Origin of the sequence: Bradyrhizobium sp. NDS-1 (genome assembly GCF_032918005.1) — a bacterium.
In the GTDB taxonomy this organism is placed as follows: Bacteria; Pseudomonadota; Alphaproteobacteria; order Rhizobiales; family Xanthobacteraceae; genus Bradyrhizobium; species Bradyrhizobium tunisiense.
The window spans coordinates 6509941-6526507 of record NZ_CP136628.1; the positions used below are offsets into that span (position 1 = coordinate 6509941).

12 protein-coding genes are annotated in these 16567 nt (G+C 65.1%); 3 read left to right on the forward strand and 9 right to left on the reverse strand.

Annotated elements, in window-relative coordinates:
* Nucleotide 1: 1 nt before the first annotated feature.
* Nucleotides 2–2788 (forward strand): malto-oligosyltrehalose synthase, encoded by a 2787-nt coding sequence (treY, locus tag RX330_RS30315; RefSeq protein WP_317240925.1) that lies wholly within the window; start codon nt 2–4, stop codon nt 2786–2788.
* Nucleotide 2789: 1 nt separating this feature from the next.
* On the opposite strand, the gene RX330_RS30320 is transcribed toward treY, so the two are convergent.
* Nucleotides 2790–3107, reverse strand: coding sequence for a polyhydroxyalkanoic acid system family protein (locus RX330_RS30320; RefSeq protein ID WP_212088686.1), 318 nt, complete (start codon nt 3105–3107; stop codon nt 2790–2792).
* A 181-nt stretch (nt 3108–3288) separates the two neighbouring features.
* On the opposite strand from RX330_RS30320, the gene RX330_RS30325 reads away from it, so the two are divergent.
* Nucleotides 3289–3453: a DUF3309 family protein gene (locus RX330_RS30325; RefSeq protein ID WP_018318514.1), complete on the forward strand. Its 165-nt coding sequence runs from the start codon at nt 3289–3291 to the stop codon at nt 3451–3453.
* 130 nt (nt 3454–3583) lie between these two features.
* On the opposite strand, the gene ligD is transcribed toward RX330_RS30325, so the two are convergent.
* Nucleotides 3584–6268: a DNA ligase D gene (ligD, locus tag RX330_RS30330; protein ID WP_317240926.1), complete on the reverse strand. Its 2685-nt coding sequence runs from the start codon at nt 6266–6268 to the stop codon at nt 3584–3586.
* A gap of 116 nt (nt 6269–6384) precedes the next feature.
* On the opposite strand from ligD, the gene RX330_RS30335 reads away from it, so the two are divergent.
* A complete protein-coding gene (locus tag RX330_RS30335; RefSeq protein WP_212088682.1) occupies nt 6385–7269 on the forward strand; it encodes a Ku protein in 885 nt (294 codons plus the stop codon).
* Nucleotides 7270–7387: 118 nt separating this feature from the next.
* Here RX330_RS30335 and RX330_RS30340 read toward each other — a convergent pair whose 3' ends face one another.
* The 7 genes from RX330_RS30340 to RX330_RS30370 all read right to left on the reverse strand — a co-directional run bounded on the left by RX330_RS30340 (nt 7388) and on the right by RX330_RS30370 (nt 16562).
* Complete coding sequence (locus RX330_RS30340; protein WP_317240927.1) at nt 7388–8077, reverse strand: response regulator transcription factor; 690 nt, start codon at nt 8075–8077, stop codon at nt 7388–7390.
* A complete protein-coding gene (locus tag RX330_RS30345; protein ID WP_317240928.1) occupies nt 8074–10797 on the reverse strand; it encodes a sensor histidine kinase KdpD in 2724 nt (907 codons plus the stop codon). The genes RX330_RS30340 and RX330_RS30345 overlap by 4 nt, the downstream gene beginning before the upstream one ends.
* A 40-nt stretch (nt 10798–10837) precedes the next feature.
* Nucleotides 10838–11443 (reverse strand): K(+)-transporting ATPase subunit C, encoded by a 606-nt coding sequence (locus tag RX330_RS30350; RefSeq protein ID WP_317240929.1) that lies wholly within the window; start codon nt 11441–11443, stop codon nt 10838–10840.
* Nucleotides 11444–11553: 110 nt separating this feature from the next.
* Nucleotides 11554–13668, reverse strand: a complete 2115-nt coding sequence (kdpB, locus tag RX330_RS30355) for a potassium-transporting ATPase subunit KdpB (protein WP_317240930.1) — start codon at nt 13666–13668, stop codon at nt 11554–11556.
* Between the two features lie 18 nt (nt 13669–13686).
* Nucleotides 13687–15390 (reverse strand): potassium-transporting ATPase subunit KdpA, encoded by a 1704-nt coding sequence (gene kdpA / locus RX330_RS30360; RefSeq protein WP_317240931.1) that lies wholly within the window; start codon nt 15388–15390, stop codon nt 13687–13689.
* A 112-nt stretch (nt 15391–15502) separates the two neighbouring features.
* Nucleotides 15503–15592, reverse strand: a complete 90-nt coding sequence (locus RX330_RS30365) for a K(+)-transporting ATPase subunit F (protein WP_049823729.1) — start codon at nt 15590–15592, stop codon at nt 15503–15505.
* Nucleotides 15593–15980: 388 nt separating this feature from the next.
* Nucleotides 15981–16562 (reverse strand): TetR/AcrR family transcriptional regulator, encoded by a 582-nt coding sequence (locus tag RX330_RS30370; RefSeq protein ID WP_317240932.1) that lies wholly within the window; start codon nt 16560–16562, stop codon nt 15981–15983.
* Nucleotides 16563–16567 lie beyond the last annotated feature (5 nt).

Genomic DNA, 16567 nt, shown 5'->3' on the forward strand with positions numbered 1-16567 from the left:
CATGCCTCCCGCCATTCCTCTCGCGACCTACCGGCTTCAACTCACCGCCGATTTCGACTTCGACAAGGCAACCGCGGTCGTTCCTTACCTCAAGGCGCTGGGCATCACGCATCTCTACGCCTCGCCGGTGATGAAGGCCCGCAAGGGCTCGACCCATGGTTACGACACCGTCGATCACGGCCTGTTCAATCCGGAGCTCGGCGGCGAAGCCGGCTTCGCGCGGCTGAGCGAGGCCCTCAGGCAAAACGATCTCGGCCTCATCATCGACTTCGTGCCCAACCATGTCGGCGTGCATTTCGCCGACAATCCCTGGTGGCTGGACGTGCTGGAATGGGGCCAGGCCTCACCGCACGCGGTCTCGTTCGACATCGACTGGGATCAGCTCGCCTACCGCGCCCGCGGCGGCGTGCTGCTGCCGATCCTCGGCTCGTCCTACGGCGAGGCGCTCGAGCGCGGCGACATCGAGCTGCGCTATGATCCGGATCAGGGAAGCTTCTCCGCCTGGTATTTCGAGCATCGCCTGCCCATCGCGCCCGAGCGCTATGGCGAGATGCTGCGCATGATCGTGAAGGAAGCCGATGCCGCCGAGACGGAGGCCGGTCAAAGCCTGCTCGCGCTCGCGGCGCGCTACACTGGATTGCGCCGACCCAACCGCAAGGAAGCTCCCGCCTTCAAGTCGGAGCTCAGGGAGATCGGGGGAGCCGCCGGGATCATCGCACGCGGCCTTGCAGCCTATCGGGCCGCCAAGGATCGCCCCGCGCAGACGCTGGCGCTGCATCATTTACTGGAGCGCCAGCATTACAAGCTCGGGCATTGGCGGCTCGCCTCCAGCGACATCAACTATCGCCGCTTCTTCGACGTCAACGGACTGGCAGGTCTGCGCGTCGAGGATGCGAGCACATTTGCCGCCACGCACCGGCTGGTGAAGCAGCTCATCGTCGATGGCAAATTGCAGGGAATTCGGCTCGATCACATCGACGGCCTGCGCGATCCTGCCCAATATTGCCAGCGCCTGCGCCGGCTGGTGCGCGACGCGCAAGGCAACACGAAGCCGTTCTATACGGTGATCGAGAAGATCCTGTGCGAGCACGAACGCCTGCCACACTTCGCCGGCGTCCAGGGCACCACCGGTTATGAATGGATGAACGTCATCACCCAGGTTCTGGTCGACGCCAAGGGGCTGGCGGCGCTGGACGAGACCTGGCGGCAGATCAGCAACCGGCCGCCGCGGCTTGCGCCTTACGTCAAGGACGCCAAGCGGCGCGTGCTGGAGACGCTGCTCACCAGCGAATTCACCGTGCTGACGCGCCTGCTCGCCCGCATCGCCAACGGGCATTACTCGACCCGCGATTTCTCCGCCGACAGCCTGCGGCAGGCGCTGGAACTCTATGTGCTGCATTTCCCGGTTTACCGCACCTATCTGACCCACAGCGGCCCAACAGCCCCCGACCGCAAGCTGATCGACGACACCATCGCGCGCGCCCGTTCGGAATGGTTCGCCGCGGACGAAGGCATCTTCGATTTCCTGCGCGACGCGCTGACCATGGACCTGCTCAAGCCCGGCCGCCCGCCACACAGCGTCCCGCGTGTCCGCCGCTTCGCGCTGAAGGTGCAGCAATTCACAGGTCCCGTGATGGCGAAGTCGCTGGAGGACACTGCCTTCTACCAGTTCCACCGGCTGCTCGCCCTGAACGAAGTCGGCGGCGATCCCGCCAGCAACGGGCTCACCATTCCCGCTTTCCACGAGGCCCTCCAGGCCCGCGCCAAGGAATGGCCGATGGGAATGACGGCAACCGCCACGCATGACACCAAACGCGGCGAGGACGCCCGCGCGCGGATCGCGGCACTCAGCGAAATTTCCGGCGAATGGACCAGCGCGGTTTCGCGGTGGAAGGTGTTGAACGCGCCGCACCTCGCGCTCCACGGCAATCTCCGCGCGCCGTCGGCGACGTTCGAGTACATGCTCTACCAGACGCTGCTCGGGGCCTGGCCGCTGGGCGAGACGATCGATGCCGGCTTCGTCGAGCGCATCCAGGCCTATGCGCTGAAGGCCGCGCGCGAGGGCAAGGAGGAGACCAGCTGGCTCAATCCGCACGAGGCCTACGAGAACGGCGTGAAGAGCTTCGTCGACAAGATTCTCGACCCCGCGCTGTCAGGCGAATTCCTGGAGGCGCTGCAAACGCTGGCGCGCCGCCTCGCACTGCTCGGCCTGTTGAATTCGCTGACCCAGCTCACCCTGAAGGCGACGCTGCCCGGCGTGCCCGACTTCTATCAGGGCACCGAGTTCTGGGACCTGTCGCTGGTCGACCCGGACAACCGTCGCCCGGTGGACTTTGCCGCGCGGCATGCGGCGCTGGGCGCGCTGGAAGATCCGGATTGGCGGGGCCTGATCAAGAGCTGGCCGGACGGCCTGATCAAGCTGGCCTGGACACGGCGCCTTCTCAAGCTGCGCAACGAACTCGCCGACGTTTTCGCTCAAGGCGACTACGAGCCGCTGGCGGTGCGCGGCGCACATGCCGATCATGTCATTGCCTTCGCCCGCCGCCACGGCCGCGCTGCCGCAATCATCGTGGTCGGGCGTCATTTCGCACCCTTCACGCAAGCGGGGCGGGAGTGGCCCACGCTCGAGGGATTCGACGCGACCGTCGATGTCACGGGCTATGCTGCGGCGGGTTTTGCCGGCAACGAGCTGCCGCTCTCGCAGGCCTTCCGTGATTTTCCCGCCTCCGTCATCGAGGCCCGCACGGCGGATGCCATCAGGCGCGCACGGCCCCGCGTGCGCGCCTGAATTACTTTCCCTCGCCCTTGGTCAGCAGCAACTGCCCGCGCTTCTTGATCGTGGCCTGCGCCATCTCGGCAAAGCGCTGCAATAGCCAGGGCAGCACCACCTCGACCCGGACCTGATCATCGCCGACGTCGACCTGACCCGTCGCGACCTGTCCGAGCGCGCGGATTCGGAAATTCATCGTGTCTCCGCTCCACCGCTCCTCCTCAACCTGCATCACCGGAATGCTGGCGGCGGCGCGGCCAAGCCCGGTCTTGAGCCGGCGCACCGCCTCCTCGCGGCCGAGACGGTGCGGAATTGAAACGACAAGCGGTGCTGACATGGCTCGGCCCTGTGAGACTGATCTCACATAATCATGCCGGCTGGAACGTCAAACGTTCCATGCAACCCGATCCTGCAACCGCTGTTTCCATGGTCGGAACTTTAAAACCTGCGGCAAGTTGCCCTCGCACCACGGGACAGGTGCAAACGACCCTTTCATCAAAGGGCTGGAGGAGATTCGCATGTCAATCGGTACGATCATTCTGATCATTTTGGTCATCGCCCTGCTTGGCGGCTTCAGCGGCATCGGCGGCGGCCCGTTCTATGGCACCGGCTATTACGGCGGCGGCGGCCTCGGGCTCGTCATCGTCATCCTGCTGATCCTGCTGCTGATGGGAAGGATCTAGCGGCACAACGAGGATTGCGTAGGGTGGGCAAAGGCGCTCTCGCGCCGTGCCCACCTATTCGTCGCAAAGAAAAAGATCGTGGGCACGCTTACGCTTTGCCCTCCCTACGAGAGTTGCGCCCAGCAAGGACCTACTTCATCTTCCCCGCGAGTTTCTTGATCGCGGACTTGATCGAAGCGGCCGCATCATCATAGCCCTCCCACGCCTTCGACCGCGGCAGCGAGCCCGGCACGGTTCGCACCGTATATCGCTTCGGATCGAGATCGCTCTTCACCTGGGCCCAGGTGACCGGCATCGACACCGTGGCCCCCGCGCGCGCCCGCGGCGATAACGGCGCCACTGCCGTCGACATGCGATCGTTGCGGAGATAGTCGAGGAAGATCTTCCCCTTGCGCAGCTTCTTCGACATGTTGAGCAGATAGCGCTCAGGATCGTCATCGGCCATCCACTGGCAGACGCCTTGCGCGAAAGCCTTGGCTTCCTTCCAGCTCACCTTGTCGCGTGCGCCGTGGCGCAGCGGCACGACGACGTGCAGGCCCTTGCCGCCCGTGGTCTTGCAGAAGCTCTCCATGCCGATGTCGATCAGCCGCTGCCGCATCTCCTTGGCCGCCTCGACGACGTCGGCGAACTCGACATCCGGCGCCGGATCGAGATCGAACACCAGCCGACCCGGCGTATCATAGGCGTCTGGCGCGCAGTTCCAGGGATGCAGCTCGACGCCGCCGATCTGTGCAACGGCGGCAAGCCCTTCAACGCGATCAATTTGCAAATAGGGTTTACGATCGCCCGAGACCTTGGCCAGTTCGTGCAAATTCGAGGTGCCCTGCATGGCATGGCGCTGGAAGAACGTCTCGCCACCGATGCCGTCGGGCGCCCGCACGATCGAGCACGGGCGGCCCTTCAGATGTTCGATCATCCAGGTCCCGACCGCCTCGAAATAGCGGGCGAGATCAAGCTTCGTCACGCCCTCGCCATCTCCGACATCCGGCCACAGCTCCTTGTCCGGCTTGGAGATGACGACGCCCATCACCTTGGCCGTGCCAGCGTCCTTCGATCGCTTGGCCGCCTTCGTCGCGCGCTTTCTGGCCGTGGGCTCGGCGAGCTCGGTGTCGACGGGCGTCTCCGCCTCGACCTCCTCGGCGGGCTTGTCCTGCCGCAGGCCCTTGAACGCCGCCTGGCGAATATTGCCGTCCGCGGTGAAGCCGGCGAACTCGATCTCCGCGACCAGCTCCGGCTTCAGCCAGTGCACCTCGCGCGTCTTCTTCGGGGCATTCTTGCCGCCGAACGGGCTATCCTTCGCCGCCATCGCCTTCAACGACGGCATGATGCGCTTGACCTTGTCGGCGCCGAAGCCGGTGCCGACCATGCCGACGAAGGCGAGATGATCGCCGCGCTGCACGCCCGCCATCAGGGAGCGGAATTTGCCGTTGGTGGTCTTGTAGCCGCCGATCACCACTTCGTGGCCGGCGCGACATTTCGATTTGACCCAGCTCTCGGTGCGCCCCGAACGATAGGGCGCATCCAGCTTCTTCGACACCACGCCTTCAAGCTCGAGCTTGCAGGCCGATTGCAGCACCGCGTCGCCGCCGCTCTCGAAGTGCTCGACATAGCGGATCTGGGTCGATTTCCGCTTGCTCTTCTCCAGCAACTTCTTGAGCTGGGCCTTGCGCTCGCCGAGCGGCAGCCGGCGGTAATCCTGGCCCTCGGCGAAGAGAAGGTCGAAGGCAAAGAAAATCAACTCGTCGGTCTTGCCGTCCGACAGCGCAGCCTGCAGCGAGGAGAAGTTCGGCGCGCCATTGTGGTCGAGCGCGACGATCTCGCCGTCGATCATCACGTCCGGCAGCGCAGCCGCTTCCTTGGCGATGGACCCGAACTTTTCCGTCCAGTCGAGGCCCTTGCGCGTCTTGAGCGTCGCCTCGCCGTCCTCGACCCGGAGCTGCACGCGATAGCCGTCGAACTTGATCTCGTGGCACCAGCCCTCGCCGGCCGGCGGCCGCTCCACCAGCGTGCAGAGTTGCGGCGCCACGAAGTCCGGCATCGCCGCAACCTTCTTCGCATTCGTCGCCGTCGTGGCCCTTTTCTTTGCCGCCTTGGCTTTGGAGATCTTGTCGGCCTTCAACATCGCGCGCGGCGCCGGCTTGATCGCACGCCCCTTCGCCTCGTCAGCCCGATTGGATTGCCAGACCGCGTCGGCCTTGGTCCTGGCACCTTTCGCCAGCATGAACGGTTTTGGCGCGCGGCCCCTGCCTTCGGCGATCTGCTCCATCGCACGGCCGGAGGCGACCGATCTGTCCTCGTCGAGAATGTCGTTGTCCTTGCCCTCGCGGACAAATTCGTCGCGGTGCTTGATCAGGAGCCAGTTGGTGCGCTTCTCGCCCCCGCGGTTGCGCATGCGCACCAGCACCCAGCTGCCGTGCAGTTTCTCGCCATGCAGGGTGAACTTCAAATCGCCCTTCTTGAAGCCATGCTCGGCGTCTTCCGATTCCCAGGTCCCGCGGTCCCACAGCATCACCGTGCCGCCGCCATACTGTCCTTCCGGAATCGTGCCTTCGAAATCGCCATAGTCGAGTGGATGGTCTTCCACCTCGACCGCCAGCCGCTTGTCGTGCGGGTCGAGCGAGGGTCCTTTCGTCACGGCCCAGGACTTGAACACGCCGTCGAATTCGAGCCTGAGATCGTAGTGCAGCCGGCTCGCATCGTGCTTCTGGATCACGAAGCGCCGCTGCTTCGATGACGTCACTGCGGTCTTGCCCGACGGCTCGGGCGTCTTCTCGAAGTCACGCTTCTGTCGGTAAGTGGAGAGTTTTTGCAGCACGACCGGTCCCGCTTCTCTTTCGGCGTTCAGCCTATCACGGCCAAAGTCCCACCCGGAACCAAAACCCAACGGGAGGGTTGGGGTTCCAAATCGCCTTGAGAACGCTGGAGAATTGCATGGCCCCCCGCGCCTATTGGAAGGGAACGTTGAAGCTGTCGCTGGTCGGCTGTCCCGTCGTGCTCTACCCCGCGACAACGTCAGCCGAGAAGACGCGATTTCACCTGATCAACCGCGAGACCGGGAACCGGCTCAAGCAGCAGATGATCGATGCCGAGACCGGCGACATCGTCGAGAGCGACCAGAAGGGCCGCGGTTACGAGCTGCGCAAGGGCAAATATGTCGAGATCGAACCGGAGGAGCTCGAGGCCGTCCAGATCGAGAGCAATCACACCATCGACATCGAGAGCTTCGTGCCGAGCGAGGAGATCGACCAGCGCTATCTCAACCATCCCTATTACATCGCGCCCGATGGCAAGGCCGCGGTCGATGCGTTCGCGGTGATCCGCGACGCCATGAAGGACCAGGAGCGCGTGGCGCTCGCCAAGATCGTGCTCACCAACCGCGAACACATCATGGCGATCGAGCCACTCGGCAAGGGCCTGCTCGGCACCACGCTGCGCTTTCCCTACGAGCTCCGCGACGAGGGTGAGTTCTTCGGCGACATCAAGAGCCCGAAGATCACCAAGGACATGGTCGAGCTCGCCGGCCACATCCTCCAGACCAAGGCCGCGCATTTCGATCCCGGCAAGTTCAAGGACGAGTACGAGACCGCGCTGAAGGCGCTGGTGAAGCGCAAGGCCAGCGGCAAGACAATCGAACCGCCTGAGCGCGCGGAGCGACCGAGCAACGTGGTCAACCTGATGGACGCACTGAAGCAGAGCCTGAAGGGGCGTGGCGGGAAAAAGACGGCGGCCAAGTCCCACGCGCGGCGGACGACCGGGCGACAACGCGCCGCGCGAAAGACGCACCGATCGACCGCGCGGCAGAGGAAGGCGGGATAGCTTGTCATTCCGGGGCGATGCGAAGCATCGAACCCGGAATCCATCATCCCAAATGCGACGAGCGGAGAAATGGATTCCGGGCTCGCGCCAAGGGGCGCGCCCGGGAATGGCAGCGAGACTAATCCCCCGCCCTCAACCGATACCCGATCCCCGTCTCCGTCAGCACATATTGCGGCCGTTCCGGATCTGCTTCGATCTTCTGCCGGAGCTGACGGACGTAGACGCGTAAGTATTGCGCGTCGGTCAGCTCGTCCCAGAGTTCCCTCAGCAGGAAACGATGGGTCAGCACCTTGCCGGCGTGCTGCACGAGCACGCGCAGAAGGTCATATTCCTTCGGCGACAGCTTGACGTCACGATCGCCGACCTTGACGATGCGGCGGACGAGATCGACCGAGAGATCGCCGGTACGGAATACCGGACGCTCTCCCTGGACCTGAAGCTGATGCCGCAGCGCGGCGCGCAGGCGGGCCAGCAGCTCGTCCATGCCGAACGGCTTGGTCAGATAGTCGTCGGCACCGAGATCGAGCGCCTGCACTTTGCCGGCCTCGTCGCCGCGGCTCGACAATACCACGATCGGTACGGCCTCGTTGCGGGCGCGGAGGGTGCGCAGCAGTTCATGCCCCTGAACGTCGGGCAGGCCGAGATCGAGAATGATCAGCGCCGGCTCCTCAACGAGCTTCTCCAGCGCAATCTTGCCGTTCGACGCCTCCAGGATTTCATAGCCTTGCGTCGTCAGCCCCATCCGCAGCAATTTGCGGATCGGCGGCTCGTCGTCGATGACCAGGACCTTGATCGGCGCAGCGCTCATGCGGCGGTATCCAATGCGCGGCTTAGTGCCGGAACGGGAAGACGGATGGTGAGGACAGCGCCGCTGCGGTCGCTGCGGCTCGCGGCCGAGATCGTGCCGCGCATCGCCTCGACGAAGCCGCGCGAGATGGCAAGGCCAAGGCCCGTACCGGGGCGGACATGGTCGCCCTTCTGCACGCGGTAGAACTTGTCGAACACGCTCTCGAGCTCGTCCGGCGGGATGCCGGCCCCCTCGTCCGAGATCTCGAGCACGACATGATCGCCGTCGCGCCGGCCGCGGATCGAGATCGTGGTGTCGGGCGGCGAATATTTGGCGGCGTTGTCGAGCAGGTTGAACAGCACCTGCTCGAACAGCACGGCATCGAGCTGCAGCATCGGCAGATCGGCGGCCAGCACCAGCTCGACCTTGTGGTCTTCAAGGATCTTGGCTGCCCTGCGCAGCGCGCTGCCCACGATCTCGCCGAGATCGTGCAGCGCCGTGTTGGGCACGACGGCGCCGGATTCGAGCTTGGTCATGTCGAGCAGGTTGGCGATGAAGCGGTTGAGCCGCTCGGATTCGTCGATGACGGTGGCGAGCAGGTCGCGCTTCTCGGCGTCGGACAAGGCCGCGGCGAGATCGCGCATAGTCGAGGCCGCGCCCAGCACCGAGGCGAGCGGTGTCTTCAAATCGTGCGAGATCGAGGTCAGGAGCGCGGAGCGCAAACGTTCGGATTCGACGGTGCGCTTGACGCGGTCCATATCCTCGACCAGCAGCACGCGCTCGATCGCCAGCGCACCCTGATCGACCAGCGCATCGAGCAGCCGGCGCTGGTCCGGCGTCAGCAGCGGCCCGCTGCGGTCGTCGTCGATGCCGATGACGCCGATCGGGCCGCGCCCCGTACGCATCGGCAGGAACAGCCGTTTTGCACCGGGCAACGTATCCGAGCCACGGCCGGCGGGGCGGTCGTTGCTCCAGGCCCAGTTGGCCGCGGCGAGATCAGCCTGGTCGAGCTCGTCTTCGGGCGGATAGCCGGATTTCACCGTGAGCAAGCCTTCTTCCGGCAGCAGAAGCACCACGCGGACCTTCAGCATCAATGCGATCTGGTAGGCTGTCGCCCACAGCACGTCGTCGAGCGTCGCGGTGCCCGCGAGCTTGCGACTGAAAGCGTAGAGGTGCTCGGACATCCTGATCCGGCCGATGGCGGCGTCGGCTTGCGTGCGCACGCGCGCCGCGAGATTGGAGATCAGTATGGCGATCAACATGAAGAAGAAGAACGCCGCAACGTTGGTCGGATCGGTGATCGTGAAAGTGTAGACCGGCGGAAGGAAGAAGAAATTGTAGGCAAGCGAGGCTGCAATGCTGGCAAGCAGCGACGGCCACAATCCATACCGCACCGCGACCGCAACCACCGCGGTCAACAGCACGAGGTCGACGTTCTCGATGCCGAACCGCGGCTGGAGCAGTACGGCGGCGCCGAGGCCGATCAGGACGATGCCCAGCGCCTTCAGATGGGGCAGCGGATTGAACGGCTCGGATCGCGCAGCGGTCTGTACCGACGTCTTGGGCGCCCCCTCGGCCGAAAGTTCTTCGCCCGGGATCACGTGAACGCTGATATTGCCCGCGCGGCGAACCAGGTCATGGACGACAGAGCCGCGCGTCATCTCGAACCAGCGCGAACGGGTGGACTTGCCGATCACGATCTGGGTGACGTTGTTGCCTTGCGCGAAGCCGACAACGTCATCGGCGATACGGCGGCCGGCGGCCGGAATGGTCAGCGCCTCGCCGCCGAGCGATTCGGCGAGCCGCAGCGTATCGGCCAGCCGGTCGCGCTGCTCGTCGGACAGTTGCAGGGATCGCCGCGTCTCGATCGATATCGCGGTGAACGGCGCATGCAGCCGGTCCGCCAGCCGCTTGGTGTAGCGCACGAGGCCAGCCGCGCGCGGATCCTCGCTGACGCAGACGAGGATGCGCTCGCCCGCGGCCCACGGCCCGGGAATCGCATTCGCCTGCATGTGGGTGAGCAGCTGTTCGTCGACCCGCTCGGCGGTGCGCCGCAAAGCGAGCTCGCGCAAGGCGGTCAGATTGCCCGGCGAGAAATAGTGCTCCAGCGCCCGCTCGGCTTGCCGTGGCACATAGACCTTGCCCTCTTTCAGGCGCTGGATCAGATCGTCGGGCGTGAGGTCGATCAGCTCGATCGCATCGGCGCGGTCGAACACGGAATCGGGCACCGTCTCGCGCACCCGGACATGGGTGATCTGGGCAACGACGTCGTTCAGGCTCTCGATGTGCTGGATGTTGACGGCGGTGTAGACGTCGATGCCGTGGGACAGCAACTCCTCGACGTCGAGATACCGCTTGGGATGGCGGCTGCCGGCCGCGTTGGTGTGGGCGAGCTCGTCGACCAGCGCGATCCTTGGCCGCCGCGCGATCACGGCATCGAGGTCCATCTCCTCCACGATCTGGCCGCGGTAGTCAAACTTCTTGCGCGGGACAACTTCGAGGTCGCGCACCAACGCTTCGGTCTCGGCGCGGCCATGGGTCTCGACGAAGCCGACCACGACATCGACGCCGGCCTTGCGCTTGGCGTGGGCGCTCTGCAGCATCTCGTAGGTCTTGCCGACGCCGGGGGCGGCGCCGACGAAGATCTTCAGCTTGCCGGTCGCATCCTCCTCCCGGCGCGCTGCCTCCAGCAGCGCCTCCGGGGACGGACGTTGTTCGGGATCGCGGCGCTCTCGGACCATCTTTCCAATATAATCATCTGGGCACGGCGAGCCTAGACCGCTACTTCGCCGCCGCCCGATCGAGCGCGAGATTCAGCGCCAATACGTTAACCCGGGGTTCGCCGAGCAGGCCGAGCAGCCGGCCCTCGGTGTTCGCAGCAACGAGCTGCTTGAGCACGTCCTCCGGCAGATTTCGCGCCTTCGCCACCCGTGGCACCTGGAATTGCGCCGCTTCGGGCGAGATATTCGGATCGAGACCGCTGGCCGAGGTCGTCACGAGATCGACCGGCGCCGGCCGGTTCGGATTCTCAGCCTCGCGCTTCTCAACATCCTCCTTCAGCCGGTCGGCCAGCGCCTTGCTGGTCGGGCCGAGATTGGAGCCGCCCGAATTGGCGGCGTTGTAGGGAGCCGACACCGTCTTGGTCGCATCATTGGGGTCCGGGGCCAGGGTTGCCGACGGGCGGCCGTGGAAGTACTTGTCGTCTCTGAACTCCTGCCCGATCAGGGTTGAGCCGACGACCTTGCCGTCCTTCTCGATCAGACTGCCCTCTGCCTGCGCCGGAAACAGCGCGCCGGCGATGGCGGTCATCGCCAGGGGATAGGCCAGACCCGTGATGGCGGTGAGAACCAGGAGGAGGACGACGGCGGGGCGGATTTCTCTGAGCATGTTAGGTCTCCGATTTCTTCGTCATTGCGAGGAGCGAAGCGACGAAGCAATCCAGGCTGTGGGCTGAGGAGGCATTTCTGAATTGCTTCGCTGCCCTCGCAATGGCGGGGTTAGGCCAGGTGCAAGGCGGTCACGACGAGATCAATCGCCTTGATACCGATGAAGGGAATGACGATGCCGCCGAGGCCGTAGATCAAGAGGTTGCGCCGCAGCAGCGCGCCGGCACCGACGGCGCGATAGGCGACGCCTTTCAGCGCGAGCGGAATCAGCGCGATGATGACGAGCGCGTTGAAGATGATCGCCGACAGGATGGCGCTCTGTGGGCTCGACAGGTTCATGACGTTGAGCACGGTGAGCTGGGGGTAGAACGCGAGAAACATCGCCGGGATGATCGCAAAATACTTGGCGACGTCGTTGGCGATCGAGAACGTCGTCAGCGCGCCGCGCGTCATCAAGAGCTGCTTGCCGATCTCGACCACCTCGATCAGCTTGGTCGGATTGGAATCGAGGTCGACCATGTTGCCGGCCTCGCGGGCGGCCTGGGTGCCGGTGTTCATGGCGACGCCGACATCGGCCTGCGCCAACGCCGGCGCGTCGTTGGTGCCGTCGCCGCACATGGCGACCAGCTTGCCCTTGGCCTGCTCGTCGCGGATCAGCCTGAGCTTGTCCTCGGGAGTTGCCTGCGCCAGGAAGTCGTCGACGCCGGCCTCCGCCGCGATCGCCGCCGCCGTCATCGGATTGTCGCCAGTGATCATGATGGTGCGGATGCCCATGCGGCGCAGCTCGGCGAAACGCTCGCGGATGCCGCCCTTGACGATGTCCTTGAGCTGGACGATTCCGAGCAGCTTGCCGTCCCTGGCGACAGCCAGCGGCGTGCCGCCGGCCTTCGATATCTCGTCGGCGATCGTCTGAAGCTCGCGGCCGGTCTCCGAGAGCGTCGCGGGCTGGATGGCACGGGCGGTGTTGCCTGAGGCCAACGCCAGCGGCGCGCCGCCGCCGACATAGTTCAGCATGGCATCGACCGCGCCCTTGCGCACGGACGAGCCGCCGGCATCGACGCCGCTCATGCGGGTCTGTGCCGTAAACGGGATGAAGGTGGCGCCAAGCTCGGCCATGTCGCGGCCGCGGATGCCGTATTTGTCCTTGGCCAGCACGACGATCGACCGGCCCTCCGGCGTCTCGTCCGCGAGCGATGCGAGCTGGGCCGCGTCCGCAAGCTCCTGCTCGGTGACACCGCGCAGGGGACGGAACGCGGTCGCCTGCCGGTTGCCGAGCGTGATGGTCCCGGTCTTGTCGAGCAGGAGCGTATCGACGTCGCCGGCGGCCTCGACGGCGCGGCCCGACATCGCCAGCACGTTGAAGCGCACCAGACGGTCCATGCCGGCAATGCCGATGGCGGACAACAGCGCGCCAATGGTGGTCGGGATCAGCGTCACGAACAGCGCGACCAGCACGACCACCGAGATCGAGCCGCCGGCATAGGCCGCATAGCTCGGGATCGTCACGGTGGCGAACACGAAGATGATGGTGAGTCCGGCAAGCAGGATGTTGAGCGCGATCTCGTTCGGCGTCTTCTGCCGCTCGGCGCCCTCGACCAGCTTGATCATGCGATCGATGAAGGTCGAGCCCTGGGCTGCCGTGATGCGGACGCGGATCCAGTCCGACAGCACCTGCGTGCCGCCCGTGACTGCAGAGCGGTCGCCGCCGGATTCGCGGATGACGGGAGCGGACTCGCCGGTGATGGCGGCCTCATTGACCGATGCGACGCCTTCGATCACCTCGCCGTCCGAGGGAATCGTGTCGCCCGCCTCGACCAGCACGAGATCGCCGACCTTCAGGCTCGTGCCCGGCACGAGCTCGAAGGCGGCGCCGGCGCCGGTCAGGAGCTTGGCCTGGCTTTCGGTACGGGTCTTGCGCAGCGTCTCGGCCTGCGCCTTGCCGCGGCCCTCGGCCACCGCCTCGGCGAAATTGGCGAACAGCACCGTGAACCAGAGCCAGACGATGATCTGGAAGGTGAAGCCGAGATTGTTCTCGGCGGTGACGAGGTCGCGCAGGAAGATCAATGTGGTCAGCGCAGCGACGATCTCGACCACGAACATCACGGGGTTCTTGATCATCAGTCGCGGATCGAGCTTGGTGAAGGAGGCGCGAATCGCGGGCACCACGATCCTGGGATCGAGCATTGCCGACGTCGGCGCCTTTTTGTGCGGATTGGTCGTATCCATGGCGGTCACTCCAGACGATCAGAACAGGTTGCCGGCGTTCATCGCCAGATGCTCGACGATCGGACCGAGCGCGAGTGCCGGGAAGAAAGTCAGGCCGCCCACGATCAGGATGACGCCGACGACGAGGCCGACGAACAGGCCGCCGGTGGTCGGGAACGTGCCCATGGACGGCGGGATCGATTTCTTCGCCGCGAGCGACCCCGCGATCGCCATCGCCGGCACGATCATGAAGAAGCGACCGACGAACATCGCGCTGGCGAGCGTGAGATTGTAGAAGAGGGTATTGCCCGTGAGACCTGCGAAGGCGGAGCCGTTGTTCCCGGCCGCCGACGTATAGGCGTAGAGCACTTCGGTGAAGCCATGCGGTCCGGCATTTGCCATCGAGGCGACGGCTGCCGGATAGACCACACCGACGGCGGTCCAGCCGAGGATCATCAGCGGCAGCACCAGGATGGCCAGCATCGCCATCTTGACCTCGCGCGCCTCGATCTTCTTGCCGACATATTCCGGCGTGCGGCCGACCATCAGGCCTGCGACGAAGATCGCGAGGATGACGAACAGCAGCATGCCGTACATGCCGGCGCCGACACCGCCGACGATGATCTCGCCGAGCTCGATGTTGATCAGCGGGATCATGCCGCCGAGCGCTGTGAAGCTGTCGTGCATGGCGTTGACGGCGCCGCACGAGGCAGCGGTGGTGATGACGGCGAACAGCGAGGACGCAACGATGCCGAAGCGGACCTCCTTGCCCTCCATGTTGCCGCCGGTCAGGCCCAGCGCGTGGAGCGTCGAGGTGCCGCTGGCCTCCGCCCAGTAGGTGACGGCAACACCGGCCAGGAACAGCACGCCCATGACGGCGAGGATCGCCCAACCCTGGCGCTGGTTGCCGACCATGCGGCCGAACACGTTGGTCATCGCAGCTCCGATCGCGAAGATCGACAGCATCTGCACGAAGTTCGACAGCGCGGTCGGATTCTCGAACGGATGCGCGGCGTTGGCGTTGAAGAAGCCGCCGCCATTGGTGCCCAGCATCTTGATCGCGACCTGGGATGCCACCGGGCCGACCGCGATGGTCTGCTTGGCGCCTTCAAGCGTAGTCGCCTCGACGTAGGCTCCCAGCGTCTGCGGGATGCCCTGCCAGACCAGGAACAGTGTGTAGACGACGCAAATCGGCAGCAGCACGTAAAGTGTGCAGCGTGTGACGTCGACCCAGAAATTGCCGACCGTACGCATCGACGCACGCGAGAAGCCGCGGATCAGCGCCACCGCCAACGCGATTCCGGTTGCCGCCGACAGGAAGTTCTGATGGGTCAATCCGAGCATCTGGACGAGATAAGACAGCGTGCTCTCGCCGCCGTAGTTCTGCCAGTTGGTGTTGGTGAGAAAGGAGATCGCCGTGTTGAAGGAAAGGTCCGGAGCGACTGCGCCCTGCCCGGCCGGATTGAAGGGCAACACGGCCTGGAGCCTCATCACGCCGTAGATGACGAGGAAGCCGCCGACGTGGAACAGCAGCATGGCGACCGTGTAGGTCATCCAATGCTGCTCGCGCTTCTCGTCGACACCGCATATCCAATATATGCCGGCCTCGATCGGACGCAGGACGGGCGACAGGAACGTCCGCTCGCCGCCGAACACCCGCGTCATGTACCAGCCGAGCGGTTTTGTGAGTGCGACGATGATGATGCAGAACACGATGATCTGGAGCCAACCGACCATAGTCATGGAATCAACCCTTCAAGCTTGGTGCCTGCCACAGCAGCGGCAGGAGCACCGTCAGCAGGCCGGCGACGAGCACGGCGTCGGCCAGCAGCAATTCGACGAGCAGCAACACGGGTCAGAACCGCTCGGGCCGCAGCAGCGCGTAGGTGAGATAGGCCAGCAGGCCGAACGAGACGGCGCCGGCGAGCGCATAATCGAAGATCATGATCCGCGTCCTCAAAGCCGTTCGCAGGCGAAGGCGTAGCCGATCGCGAGCGCAAAGAAGCCGCATCCCAGCGCCAGCATCAGAATGTCCATCATGGCGATACTCCTCGTTGCACCCAGTTTTGGCGCAACTATTCCTCAGGCTCGGACGGGCAGTTCGTAACCAGACGATCCATGCAACCTCGGCGCCCGGCCGGATCTTCACCACGCTGAAGTGCCACCAGGGGCATAGGTTTTCGAGATGAGGGCTGTGGCGAAGTTATAGGAATCTCATAAAGACTGGCGCAGACGACGCGTTGACCCGCACCCGCAAGGCGCCCGGCCCGCTGCGTCCCTCAGCCACCTCTCCTGACGCCCGTGATCACGCTTGTCGCGCGCGGGCTCGGCGTCTAGCTCCTCGCTTCGCTCTCGATCAGCCGGGCCAATTCCGCCGCCGTGACCTCGATCGGCCGACCGCTGCGCTCGACGCGGGCCTGGATCAGCGCACCCTGGAGCGCCGAGGTGCAGAGCACGGCCAGCGCTTCGGCGCGGGATCTGCCGAAGCCGTCCGCGACCAGCTTGTCGCGCAGGATCGATATTCGCGCCGCGTAGGCCTTGCGACCGGCATCGGACACGGCACGTTCGCGCGGTGCCAGCTCGAGCAGCACGGTCGTGATCGGGCAGCCATTGCGAAAGCCGGAGCCCTGCATCCAGCCCGCCAACAGTCTTGCATGGGCACGCAAGAGATCGGCGGTCGAGCCGCATTCTTCCGCGAGCTTGGCGACCGTGGCGGCGACGCGGCGGCCCGCCTCCTCCACCGCCGCCACCGCGATCGAGGATTTTCCGTCCGGAAAGTAATGGTAGAGCGATCCTTTTGGCGCACCGCTGACGTCGACGATGTCGTTCAGCCCGGTCCGGGCGAAGCCCTGGCGGCGGAACAGCGTCACCGCGGCATTGATGATGGGCTGGCGGTGTCTTGGCACGGCCGGCATGGCGT